The sequence below is a fragment of the Notoacmeibacter sp. MSK16QG-6 genome (assembly GCF_024158145.1).
In the GTDB taxonomy this organism is placed as follows: Bacteria; Pseudomonadota; Alphaproteobacteria; order Rhizobiales; family Rhizobiaceae; genus Notoacmeibacter.
Genome location: NZ_JAMYXM010000001.1, coordinates 1,435,293 through 1,447,390, shown reverse-complemented (window position 1 = coordinate 1,447,390; position 12,098 = coordinate 1,435,293). Strand labels below are relative to the sequence as shown.

Here is a 12,098-nt window from a genome sequence, read left to right as displayed (position 1 = left end):
AATCGGAATTTCGGGTCGAAAATGAGACAATTTCGGCGTCCCGAAAAAGAATCGTGGGGAGTGTGGTCAGCCGGCGAGAGACCGCTCGGCCATGCTCAATGTCGCATCATCTGGCATCGTACGGACGCTGTAACCGAGCGAACGTTCCAGTTCGATCACCGCCCTGTTCTGCCGAGAGCCGATCAGAAGTGATGCGCCGTAGCCGCGCGATTCGGCAAACCGCTCTGCCTCGTAGACAAGAAGTGATGCAATGCCGCGCCGGCGAAAGGACGGATCGACGCTCAGCGCGATCTCGGCCGTATCGAAACGGTTATCACCGGCAACGAGGGCATAACCGAGAACGGTTCGGCCATGCTCTTCGAAGGCCAGAACGATCGCCTTATGCTCATGATCGCCGTTCAGCATTTCGGCGATACGCTCCGGCGAAACGGTGGACATGGCCGTTAGGAAGCGGAACTGAAGGTCTTCCGGTCGCTGCCGGCGGTGGAAGTCAGACAGGGCCGCCGCATCCTCCGGCCCACCGTAGCGGACCATGATCTTCATGCCGCATTTGGTCTCTGCGATGCGACGCACATCGGTGGTTTTCCATGCGGGTCGAGATGGGCGGCGCTCGGCCTTCGGGTGACGCAGAACCTTGTGAACGAGATGGGATAGAGGCGGATACATATTGGCTCTCTTGCAAGGCTTACCGCCCGGCTATCGTGTCGATCCTCCCATCGACGCTCGATATAAGAGCGTCCGTCCCGGCCTGCCATGCAAATTTTGCAACGCAGCATCGAGATTGTTGATTGCCGCGTGACATCAGAGGCGTTGCCTGGCTACCCAGCCAGAGACAAAAATCTTCGGCTTGTTCCTGCTCCCCACCCTGGGCTAGAAGCGCGGCCATGAAAGCGCGCGATTGCGCGACGGAACGAGCCGGAAAGGGGAGACAATGAGTGAAGCGGCCAAGAAGTGGCAGGGCGTCAAGAAGGTGGTGCTGGCCTATTCGGGCGGCCTCGACACTTCGATCATCCTGAAATGGCTGCAGACCGAGCTCGATGCGGAGGTCGTCACCTTCACCGCCGATCTGGGGCAGGGAGACGAGTTGGAGCCGGCCCGCAAAAAGGCGGAGATGCTTGGCATCAAGGAGATCTATATCGAGGACCTGCGCGAGGAATTCGTCCGCGATTTCGTCTTCCCGATGTTCCGCGCCAATACGGTTTATGAGGGCACCTATCTGCTCGGCACCTCTATTGCCCGCCCGCTTATCAGCAAGCGCCTGGTCGAGATCGCCGAGGAAACCGGCGCGGACGCCGTCGCTCATGGCGCGACTGGCAAGGGCAACGATCAGGTGCGGTTCGAATTGTCCGCCTATGCGCTGAACCCTGACATCAAAGTGATTGCGCCATGGCGCGACTGGGAGTTCAAGAGCCGGACCGATCTGCTCGACTTCGCCGAGAAGAACCAGATCCCTGTCCCGAAGGACAAGCGCGGCGAAGCGCCCTTCTCCGTTGACGCCAATCTTCTGCACTCGTCTTCCGAGGGCAAGGTGCTGGAAGATCCCTGGGAGGAAGCGCCCGAATACGTCCACATGCGCACGATTTCGCCTATGGACGCGCCGGATGAGCCGACCGAGATCACCATCGGCTTCAGCAAGGGCGATGCTGTCTCCATCGATGGCGAAGAACTGTCACCGGCGACGATCCTGACGAAGCTTAACCAGCTCGCCCATGATAATGGTATCGGCCGCATCGATATCGTCGAGAACCGTTTTGTCGGCATGAAAAGCCGCGGCGTCTATGAAACGCCGGGCGGGACCATCCTTCTTGCCGCCCATCGGGCCATTGAAAGCATCACGCTGGATCGCGGCGCGGCGCATCTGAAGGACGAATTGATGCCGCGCTATGCGGAGCTGATTTATAACGGTTTCTGGTTCAGCCCCGAGCGTGAAATGCTGCAGGCCGCCATCGACAAGGCGTCCGAACCGGTCGAGGGCGAGGTTCGCCTAAAGCTCTACAAGGGCAATGTCATTATCACCGGCCGCAAGTCGCCGAAGAGCCTCTATGCCGAGGAACTCGTCACCTTCGAGGACGATCAGGGCGCTTACGATCAGAAGGACGCCGCTGGCTTCATCAAGCTCAACGCGCTAAGGTTGCGGACATTGGCGAAACGGGATCGGTAGCAACAGGCCAGGACGTATCGCGGGAGAGAGCCATTCTGAAAGACGGCAAGCACCCTCCTTTTTTCAGCGAGGATTTTCGCGCAGAGTTCGAGACACTGCTCGCCTGGCGCCGCGACGTCCGGCACTTTTCAAGTGAACCGCTGCCGGATGGTGCTTTCGAGCGGCTGATCGAAACGACTGCGCTCGCCCCATCCGTCGGCAATGCGCAGCCCTGGCGGTTCGTCCGCATATCATCGCCGAATCTGCGCGATCGGCTGGCGGACCATGTCGACGCTGCCAGCCGGTCTGCCGCGCAAGCCTATGAATCCGACAGAGCCGCCGCTTACCGGGCGCTCAAGCTCCATGGCCTGCGCGAAGCGCCGGATGTTCTGGCTGTCTACTCCGATGAGAAGCCCACGGCTGGCCATGGTCTCGGCATCGCGACCATGCCGGAAATGCTGCGCTACTCCACCGTCATGGCGATCCATACATTGTGGCTGGCTGCGCGAGCGCAGGGGATCGGCGTCGGATGGGTATCTATCGTTGATCCACAAACAGTCAGCGACCTGCTTGATATGCCCGATGACTGGTCGCTGATCGCCATTCTATGCATCGGCTATCCGATTTGCCCAACCGATCAACCGGAATTGGCCACTCGGGGCTGGCAGCAGCGCTCAACTCCTGAAATCATCGATCGCTAGGTATTCTGAAAGTCTCCTGACGGTGGATTAAAACGCTCGCGGCAATTTCATCCATAGAAACCGCCCTTCCCCGACCCCATCTGCGGGGCCGAAGGAGCCAGCCATGATTCCCTATTCCGTTCTCGATCTATCGCCCGTGCCGGAAGGCGCGACGCCCGCCGATGCGCTGGCCAACACGCTCGATCTGGCGCAGCATGCAGAAGGCTGGGGCTACAGGCGCTATTGGCTGGCCGAGCATCACAACATGACCGGCATCGCCAGCGCGGCGACCTCAATCGTCATCGGCCAGGTCGCGGCGCATACGAAGACGATCCGCGTTGGCGCGGGCGGCATCATGCTTCCGAACCACGCGCCGCTGGTGGTCGCTGAGCAGTTCGGCACGCTGGCGACGCTCTTTCCGGATCGGATCGATCTCGGCCTCGGGCGCGCTCCCGGCACGGATATGATGACCGCGCGAGCGCTCCGCCGCAGCCTCGAGAACTCCGACAACTTCCCGCAGGATGTTGTCGAGTTGATGGGCTATTTCGAAGACGCTCAGTCCGACCAGCGCGTCCGTGCCGTACCCGGTGCCGGCACCCATGTCCCGGTCTGGATTCTCGGCTCAAGCCTGTTCGGGGCGCAACTCGCCGCGCATCTCGGCCTGCCTTACGCCTTTGCATCGCATTTCGCGCCTGCCGCACTGGAACAGGCGGCGGAGGTCTATCGCGAGACGTTCCGCCCTTCCGAAGCGCTGGAACACCCATATTTCATGCTGGCGATCAACGTCTTCGCCGCCGAGAGCGATGAGGAAGGCGCTTATCTGCGGACGTCCATGCAGCAGGCCTTCGCCAATTTGCGATCGGGAAAGCCGGGACCGCTACCTCGCCCGGTCGACGACATCGATAGGAAGATCGATCCGCAGATGCGCGCCATGGTCGACGAAGCTTTGCGCATCTCCGCTGTTGGTTCGCCGAAGACGGTCGAAGGGCGGCTCAAGTCGCTGATCGGGCAGCATCGGCCCGATGAGGTTATCCTGACGGGTCAGATTCACAATCACGCCGCGCGGCTGAACTCATTTCAGATCGCCGCCGAGAGTTTGCGCGATCTGGCGGCAGCCTGAGTTTATCTGTCGTTACGGTTCGTTTCACCGCGCAGCGCCCGACCCGTCGACTGCGGGCCGATCGTGACGTTACGCGTCGGTTCCGGCTCGGCAATATGCGGATTGAAGCGATAGATCACGTATGAAACGATGGCGGCCACGCCCATGATCGGGATCAGCAGCCCCATGGCGAATTGCGGGTCGCCCATCATGGCCCCAATGGTGCCCATTAGGAGGCCCGAGCCCATCTGGATGAATCCTGTCAGCGATGAGGCCGCACCTGCAATATGCGGAAAGGGCGCAAGCGATGCGGTCAGCATGGCGGGCATGACGAGCGCGATGCCGAAAGCATAGAACGCGACGGGTATCATGACCTTCAGAAAACTCGGCGTTTCGAAAAGGAGAAGCGACACGCCGAGGGAGCCGATGGCGATGGACAGAAGTCCGAACGGCACCAGCCGGTAGGCGCTGACAAATCTCATCAAGGCGCGGGCGGTGAGCGAGCCGACGAAGAAGCTGCCGGTCTGCATCAGCATGGATAGCCCGAACTGGCTGGCGGACAGGCCGACATCGTTCATCAGGATAAACGGCAGAAATGTCGCCTGCGTGTACATTGCGCCAACCGCCCCGCCGATCACGCCGCTCGTCGTCAGAAAGTGTCGGTTGCCGAGCAGTTGCAGGTAAGACCCGCCGAGCGCCCGCAGATTGAGGCGCGAGCGGTCCGGGGCGACTGTCTCGCGAAGGCCGAAGATCGCGCCGGCCATGACGGTCAGGCCGAGGACCGCCATCAGGACAAAGATCGCCTGCCATGTCGTAACTTCAAGCATGAGCCCCCCGATTGTCGGGGCAAGAGCGGGTCCGACCGCCAGAATGATGCCGATCAGATTCATGATCCGCGAACTTTGGTCGGATGTGAAAAGATCTCTTACGACAGCGCGGGCGATGGCCTGGCCCGCCGATGCGCCAACGCCCTGCACGAACCGCGCCGCGATCAGAAAGCCGACCGACGGCGCAAAGAGCGCCGCCACGGAGGCGAGAAAATAAATCGCCATGAAGATAATCGTGACCGGCCGCCGCCCAAGTGCGTCGGAGAGCGGCCCGGCAATAAGCTGTGAGACCGCGAAACCGGCGAAATAAAGTGTCAACGTCAGCTTCACCATGGCTTCGGTGGTGCCGAACGCATCAACGATTTGCGTCATCGCCGGCGTATAGAGCGCCATCGAGATCGGCCCGATGGCCACAAAGAGCGCGCCCAGCAGGCTGACGCGGCGCTCGCTCATGATCGGCGCTGCCGTGTCCGGCGCTTGTGTCGAGGTAGCCGAAAAACTCGGATCGGTCCGCTCAAGCATTGCGTGTCTCCGATTTCCCGATGGATTGCGGAGCATTTTCAGAACAGCGACTGTCGGCCAGATTGGCTCTCATCTGGCGGATAACCCGCGTGTAGATCTCGTAATCGGCGGGGTCGATGTTGCGCGTTGCGCGATCGCGAAGAGCGCTCTTCACGCGCTGGATTTCCTCCAGAACCGGCGCGCTTGCTGTTGTCAGGTGAATGCATTTGGCGCGCCGATCTTCCGGATCGGCTTCACGCCTGACGAATCCCGCCTTTTCCAGACGGTCCACCAGCCCCGTCACGCTCATAGCCCCGATGGCCAGCCGTTCTCCGATCTCGGCCTGACGCGAAGGACCATGCTTGGTGAGATCGAGCAGCACGCGCGACTCCGCCGGGGTGACGGCCACGGGCGAAGCCGATACCGCCTCTTCAAAGCGTGAGCGAAACGCACGGACAAGGTCGAATACGACGAACAGGGAGGAATCGGAATCAGTCGCGGCCATAGTAAGATCATATGATTATAAGTTGACCTTACTATATTCTCTTTGTCCGCCTTTTCAAGAGTGCCTGAACCGAGCGAGATGCCAACAGCGCGATACGTATATATTCCTAGTTGTCATTTTTGCGTCGCAAACCCAGGATAGAGTTCACGCAATCCAGATGTGGAGGAGACTCGATGGCAGATCGGGACGTCTCGTTTGCCAGCTTCAATCTCTATAATCTCCAACTGCCGGGCGAGGCGATCTACAGCGACGCCGATGGCTGGACCCGTGAAATCTATGACCGGAAGATCGGCTGGACCGGCGATACCTTGCGGCGGCTCTCTGCCGATTTTGTTGGCTTCCAGGAACTTTGGGCGAAGGCGGCCCTGGAAGACGCGCTGGAAAACGCCGGCTTGAGCGGCAGCCACAAAGCGCTCGTCCCTCCGGATCATGACGGCGGCAAGATCGTCTGTGCCGGGGCCGTGCGCGAAGACATGCTTGCCAGCGAACCGGAATGGATCACCGATTTCCCGGATGAGATGGTCCTGCGTTCCGATGGTGACGATCCGCAGACAGAATCCATCGCCGTCAATCTGTCGAGCTTTTCGCGGCCCGTTCTCCACGCCAGGGTTCAGCCCGATCCTTCGACGCCGGTTATCGAGGTGTTCGTTTGCCACTTCAAGAGCCGCCGTCCGACGCAGATCTGGCGTGAAAACTGGTATGATCGCGACACCCATGGCGATCACGTCAACGCGCTTGGCTATGCCATTTCGACCATTCGCCGCACGGCCGAAGCCGCCGCCCTCCGCGTCATCGTGACGAAAATCGCCAAAAAGACCGATACGCCTGTCGTTATCATCGGCGACATGAATGACGGCAAACAGAGCAACACGCTCAATATTCTCACCGAGCAGCCGAGCTATCTTGCGCCCTTATCCTTCGGCGGCGTCGATAACGGGCTCTACACCGCCCAGACGCTGCAGGAATACCGCTCGACCCGCGACGTTTATTATACCCACGTTTTCAAGAAGGATCGGGAAAGCCTCGATCACATCCTGTTTTCCGAGCAGTTTTACGACAATAGCGAAGATCGGCTCTGGCTGTTTCGCGAGATGATCGTCGAAAACGACCATCTCAATTTCGAGGACCACAAATTTAGCGGCACCGGCGATCACGGCGTGATCCGCACAGAATTCCGCTGGAAGCCGACCGACAAGGCGAAAGCAGCGCTCGGAATGGGGTAACGCATTGGCGGAACGGATGATGGCCCCTATGTTGACCTCATCACAAATCCCCAATCAAAGAATGCTTGATGACCAAACGCTCCATCGACCTGGCCGCCCACCCCCTCACAAACTGGACCGGCGAGCACGGCCTGCCGGACTATGCGGCGATCGATCAAGCCGATTTCGAACCCGTATTCGAAGCCGCAATGGCCGCTCACCTGAACGAGATCGACGCCATCGCTGCAAATGATGACGAAGCGACGGTCGAAAACACCTTAAAGCCGCTGGAGCTGGCGGGAGAAGCTCTGTCTCGCATATCGGCGATTTTCTGGGGCCTGGCCGGCGCGGACACCAACCCGCATATTCAGGAGCTGGAGCGCAAGCTTTCGCCCGCGATGAGCCGCCATTTCACCGCCATCGCCATGAATGAAAGGCTTTTCGCCCGCGTCGATGCACTTTGGGAAAAGCGTAGCGGCCTCGACATCGATGGCGAGACCGCCGAGGTTCTGGAAAAGACCTGGAAGAGCTTTGTCCGCGCCGGCGCGAAGCTGGAAGGCGCCGACCGCGAGCGCTTTGCCGAGATCGGGGCGCGGCTCGCCGAATTGGGCGCTGCCTTCGGCCAGAACGTGCTGAAGGACGAAGCGGAGTGGGAACTGGTTCTCGACGAGGCCGATGTCGCGGGCCTGCCAAGTGATCTCACGGCCGCCATGGCCTCGACAGCGGAAGCGCGCGGTCATGAGGGTCGCTATGTCGTAACACTCTCACGCTCTCTTTACGAACCGTTTATGCAGGCCTCCGACAAGCCGGAATTTCGCCAGGCCGCCTATCGCGCCTTCACCAATCGTGGAAGCCTGTCGGAGGACACCGACAATACCCCGATCATCGCCGAAACGCTGAAACTGCGCGACGAGAAGGCAAAACTGCTTGGCTATGGCAGTTTCGCAGCATTCAAGCTCGACAACACAATGGCCAAGACGCCGGACCGGGTGATGGGTTTGCTGGAACCGGTCTGGGAGCGCGCGAAGGTCGTGGCGGAAAGCGACCGCCAGGCGCTTGGGCAGCTTGCCGCAGCGGCGGGTCAGAATGCCGAGATTGCCGGTGCAGACTGGCGCTACTGGCAAGAGAAGCTGCGCGCCGAACGCTTCGCTCTCGATGAAGCGGAATTGAAGCCCTATCTGGCGCTGGAACGGGTCATCGAAGCTTGTTTCGATGTCGCCCGGCGGCTGTTCGGGCTGCAAATGGTCGAGCGGCCCGATCTGAATGGCTGGCACGAGGACGTCCGCGTCTTCGAGGTGCGCGATGCCGATGGCGGATTGCGCGGCGCCTTTCTGGCCGACTACTTCAATCGGCCATCGAAACGCTCCGGCGCGTGGATGAGCCGGCTGCAAAGCGCCCACAAGCTCGATGGCGGCCAGAAGCCGATCATCTACAACGTCATGAATTTCGCCAAGCCGAAGGCCGGCCAGCCGGCGCTGCTGTCCATGGATGAAGCGCGGACGCTTTTTCACGAGTTCGGCCATGCCCTGCACGGCCTCCTGTCGGAGGTAACATGGCCGTCCATCTCCGGCACTTCCGTCAGCCGCGATTTCGTCGAACTGCCGAGCCAGCTCTATGAACACTGGCTCACTGTTCCGGAGATCATGCAAAGCCACCTGCGTCACGTGCGCACGGGTGAACCCATGCCTCAGAATCTGATGGACAAGCTCAAGGCAGCGCAGGATTTCGGACAGGGCTTTGCGACCGTCGAGTTCACCGCCTCGGCGCTGATGGATATGAAATACCACGCGGGCACGCCCGCCGACGATCCCATCGCCTTCGAGGCGGAAACCATGGAAGCGCTTGGCAAACCGGAAGCCATCGCCATGCGACACCGTAGTCCGCACTTCCAGCACATCTTCGCCGGTGACGGATATTCAGCCGGCTACTATTCCTATATGTGGAGCGAGGTTTTGGATGCCGATGCTTTCGAAGCCTTTACCGAAACGGGAGATCCGTTCAATCCACAGATCGCCGAAAAGCTTCGCGAGCACATCTATGCTGCGGGCGGCAGCGCCGATCCCGAACGCCTTTATAGCGCCTTTCGCGGACAGATGCCCAACCCGGACGCCATGATGCGCAAACGCGGCCTTCTGACCGAGGCCGGTCGCGAAATATGATTCACGTGAAACGGTCGAAGCTCACCATGGGACCGTTTCGCCGTTTTGGTCCCTGAACGATCCGGTCTCCTCCGGTCCGAGTCCGCTGAGAACGCGAACGAGATTTTCAGCGGCGGTCTCGGGCGACACCGTCCTGTGCCGTCCCTGGTAGTCGGCGGTGAAAGGCGTCGCCACTGTGCCTGGATGAAGCGCCGCCAGTACGCTTTCCGGATGACTGCGCGACAGTTCGACGGCAGCCGTACGAACGAATTGGTTCAGCGCGGCTTTTGAAGCCCTGTAAGCATACCAGCCGCCAATCTCATTGTCCCCGATGGAGCCGACGCGCGCCGACAGGATGCCGATGCGCACGCCTTCGTCCTTGGCCAGATGCGGGATGAGATGTTTGAGAACAAGCAGCGGGCCGGTTGCATTGACGGCAAAGAGATACGCCAGCGCATCCGGCTCGACCTCGCCCAATCGCCGTTCCGGCTGTCCGCCTTCCGGCGCCAGAATCCCGACCGCAACGAAAACACGCTGGAACGTGTCATCCAGCGTCGCAATGGCGCGTTCGATGCTCGCTTCATCCGTAACGTCCAGCCCATCAGCGGAACGGGAAAGCGTTACCACCTCGCCATCGTCGCGGCATTTGGCCGCCAACGCAGCGCCGATCCCGCCTGATGCCCCGACAATCAGGGTACGAATGCTCATGAAGCCTCCCAGGGATTGCCGGAAACGAAAACGGGCGAGGCCATCATAGACCCCGCCCGTAAATGCGCTTCAGCAGTGTCGATGCAAGCCGTCAGGCGGCCTGCTTCTTCGGCTGGATCAGACCTCTGGCAACGAGCAGTTCGGCGATCTGAATCGTATTCAGCGCCGCGCCCTTTCGCAGATTGTCCGACACCACCCACAATGCCAGACCGTTTTCGACGGTGGCGTCCTCGCGGATACGCGAAATGAATGTCGCATCGTCGCCGGCGCATTCATTGGGGGTGACGTATCCGCCATCCTCGTGCTTGTCGACCACAAGGCAGCCCGGCGCTTCACGCAGAATGTCACGCGCCTGCTCGGCCGTGATCTCGCGCTCGAATTCGATATTCACCGCCTCGGCATGACCGACGAAGACCGGCACCCGCACAGCAGTCGCCGTGACCCTGATCTTCGGATCGAGCATCTTTTTGGTCTCGGCGAGGATCTTCCACTCTTCCTTGGTGTAACCGTCTTCCATGAACACATCGATGTGCGGAATGACATTGAAGGCGATGCGCTTGGTGAACTTCTTGGCTTCGATCGGATCGGAAACGAAGACCGCGCGAGACTGGTTAAAAAGCTCGTCCATGCCATCCTTGCCCGCGCCGGACACCGACTGGTAGGTCGAAACGACGATACGCTTGATCGTCGCCGCGTCATGCAGCGGCTTGAGCGCAACGACGAGCTGCGCGGTCGAGCAGTTCGGATTGGCAATGATGTTCTTCTTGCGGAAGCCCTCGATCGCATCGGGGTTCACTTCCGGCACGATCAGCGGCACTTCGGAATCGTAGCGCCAGGCCGAGGAATTATCGATCACGATACAACCCTGCTGGCCGATCTTCGGGCTGTATTTCTTGGAGATGTCGCCGCCCGCGCTCATCAGGCAGAGATCGGTATCGGAGAAATCGTAATCCTCCAGCGCGCGGACCTTCAGCGTCTTGTCGCCATAGGAGACCTCCGTGCCGACGGAGCGCCGCGAAGCGAGCGGCACAACCTCGTCGGCCGGAAAGCCGCGCTCCTCCAGAATGTCGAGCATTTCGCGCCCGACATTGCCGGTCGCGCCGGCCACTGCAATCTTGAAACCCATGGTATTGATCCGATCCTTGTTCCGCCTTCCACCTTGAACATGCGCCGTCCCTCCCCTTCCGGGAAGGCACGGAAGGAGGGATCAGAGCGTGGTCGTCGTTTTCGACGAAAGATGGGTCGGCGTCATCATGATGGCGCGCCTTATGCAGCACGTCCGCCAGCCTGTCAATTTCTGCATTCGCACCGGTCGAGCGACGACAGGTAGTGCAAGCCGCCTCTCGTATTGAACGGCTTTCTACGGCCTATGATCAGGCCCGGCGTGCGCGCCAGATACGCGATCCGACAAACCAGCTCACCGGAATGGCGACAACGAAACCGGCAGCGGCGGCAAGCAGAATACCACGACTATCGTTGAAACCCGGAATATTAAGCGCTGCGATGACGAATATGCCCATCAGAACGGGCATTGCCATGACGTGAACGAGTGCGGTGATCTTGAACATCTGCGATCCTCATCGGAAAGATGCGATGAGAAGCAGCCTAGACCTACAGCCCCAGCTCGATATTGATGTCGATCAACGCGAAGGGGGAAGGTAGTTTATCCGTCCGTCATCTCGCGCTGACGCATCGGCATGGCGTCGATGATCCGGAAGATCGCCTCCGCTTCGACCGGGTCGCGCCAAAGCGCCTTTCGCGTGCCGTCCTTGCCGACGAGAATCGACTCATAGCGCTGCCTCGGAACATTGTAGTGATCGCGCAGATCGGCGGCGCTCACATCGGCCGGCGCCCGTCCCAGCCGGGCCGTGACCCGGTCGGTCACCGTCAACACCATCATGTCGCGATCCTTCAGACCGTCCATGTTCTTCTGCAGAATTGACCATTGATTGTCTGCCTGCCCTGAATCGGGAGCAAAGATAAACAGCGGCCGTTTCTCCCATTTCATGGAGGAGAGAGGCTGCGATTGCGCGTTCGAAAGCGGCGGGAGAAGGCTGTCGAAAGCGAAGAAGCCGGCGGCGAGAAGAAAAGCTGTTCTGATCATGTCCTTGCAACGCGGCTGGGCCTGTCTGGTTGCGAGCTTGCATCGGCGTTTTACGCCAGGACGCCACCTTTAACGATTGTTTGACGGCGCGTTGCAACCGCTCTTGTGCTGCGCTCCATCAATACGCATATTACATTCAAACCGGTGGGCGCCGCCCGCTGGACGGTTTTTTGCCAGTCAATGAGAGGATCGCA

12 protein-coding genes are annotated in these 12,098 nt (G+C 60.2%); 5 read left to right on the top strand and 7 right to left on the bottom strand.

The annotated features are described in order from the left end of the window. Positions 1-66: 66 nt before the first annotated feature. Complete coding sequence (locus tag NIM86_RS06950) at positions 67-666, bottom strand: GNAT family N-acetyltransferase (protein WP_253380335.1); 600 nt, start codon at positions 664-666, stop codon at positions 67-69. A 265-nt stretch (positions 667-931) separates the two neighbouring features. On the opposite strand from NIM86_RS06950, the gene NIM86_RS06945 reads away from it, so the two are divergent. The 3 genes from NIM86_RS06945 to NIM86_RS06935 all read left to right on the top strand — a co-directional run bounded on the left by NIM86_RS06945 (position 932) and on the right by NIM86_RS06935 (position 3,940). Further along, positions 932-2,161: an argininosuccinate synthase gene (locus tag NIM86_RS06945; protein ID WP_253380333.1), complete on the top strand. Its 1,230-nt coding sequence runs from the start codon at positions 932-934 to the stop codon at positions 2,159-2,161. Beyond that, positions 2,140-2,841, top strand: coding sequence for a 5,6-dimethylbenzimidazole synthase (bluB, locus tag NIM86_RS06940; protein ID WP_371872856.1), 702 nt, complete (start codon positions 2,140-2,142; stop codon positions 2,839-2,841). Before NIM86_RS06945 ends, bluB begins: the two co-directional genes overlap by 22 nt. A 103-nt stretch (positions 2,842-2,944) precedes the next feature. Beyond that, the gene (locus NIM86_RS06935; RefSeq protein ID WP_253380331.1) at positions 2,945-3,940 is read left to right on the top strand and encodes an LLM class flavin-dependent oxidoreductase; all 996 of its coding nucleotides are present in this window, start codon (positions 2,945-2,947) and stop codon (positions 3,938-3,940) included. Positions 3,941-3,942: 2 nt separating this feature from the next. On the opposite strand, the gene NIM86_RS06930 is transcribed toward NIM86_RS06935, so the two are convergent. Beyond that, positions 3,943-5,268 (bottom strand): multidrug effflux MFS transporter, encoded by a 1,326-nt coding sequence (locus NIM86_RS06930; protein ID WP_253380329.1) that lies wholly within the window; start codon positions 5,266-5,268, stop codon positions 3,943-3,945. Beyond that, positions 5,261-5,752 carry a MarR family winged helix-turn-helix transcriptional regulator gene (locus NIM86_RS06925; protein ID WP_253380327.1) on the bottom strand — a complete coding sequence of 164 codons (492 nt, stop codon included), beginning with the start codon at positions 5,750-5,752 and terminating at the stop codon, positions 5,261-5,263. The genes NIM86_RS06930 and NIM86_RS06925 overlap by 8 nt, the downstream gene beginning before the upstream one ends. 173 nt (positions 5,753-5,925) lie before the next feature. Between NIM86_RS06925 and NIM86_RS06920 the strand changes: the two genes are divergently transcribed. Together NIM86_RS06920 and NIM86_RS06915 are read left to right on the top strand one after the other, a co-directional pair. Further along, the gene (locus tag NIM86_RS06920) at positions 5,926-6,975 is read left to right on the top strand and encodes an endonuclease/exonuclease/phosphatase family protein (protein WP_253380325.1); all 1,050 of its coding nucleotides are present in this window, start codon (positions 5,926-5,928) and stop codon (positions 6,973-6,975) included. Positions 6,976-7,040: 65 nt separating this feature from the next. Further along, a complete protein-coding gene (locus NIM86_RS06915; RefSeq protein WP_253380323.1) occupies positions 7,041-9,113 on the top strand; it encodes a M3 family metallopeptidase in 2,073 nt (690 codons plus the stop codon). Between the two features lie 21 nt (positions 9,114-9,134). Here NIM86_RS06915 and NIM86_RS06910 read toward each other — a convergent pair whose 3' ends face one another. The 4 genes from NIM86_RS06910 to NIM86_RS06895 all read right to left on the bottom strand — a co-directional run bounded on the left by NIM86_RS06910 (position 9,135) and on the right by NIM86_RS06895 (position 11,904). Beyond that, positions 9,135-9,800, bottom strand: coding sequence for an SDR family NAD(P)-dependent oxidoreductase (locus tag NIM86_RS06910; RefSeq protein ID WP_253380321.1), 666 nt, complete (start codon positions 9,798-9,800; stop codon positions 9,135-9,137). Between the two features lie 91 nt (positions 9,801-9,891). After that, positions 9,892-10,926 (bottom strand): aspartate-semialdehyde dehydrogenase, encoded by a 1,035-nt coding sequence (locus tag NIM86_RS06905; protein ID WP_253380319.1) that lies wholly within the window; start codon positions 10,924-10,926, stop codon positions 9,892-9,894. Positions 10,927-11,173: 247 nt separating this feature from the next. Continuing rightward, positions 11,174-11,368, bottom strand: coding sequence for a hypothetical protein (locus tag NIM86_RS06900; protein WP_253380317.1), 195 nt, complete (start codon positions 11,366-11,368; stop codon positions 11,174-11,176). A gap of 95 nt (positions 11,369-11,463) precedes the next feature. Then, positions 11,464-11,904 carry a DUF4174 domain-containing protein gene (locus tag NIM86_RS06895; RefSeq protein WP_253380315.1) on the bottom strand — a complete coding sequence of 147 codons (441 nt, stop codon included), beginning with the start codon at positions 11,902-11,904 and terminating at the stop codon, positions 11,464-11,466. Positions 11,905-12,098: the final 194 nt, after the last annotated feature.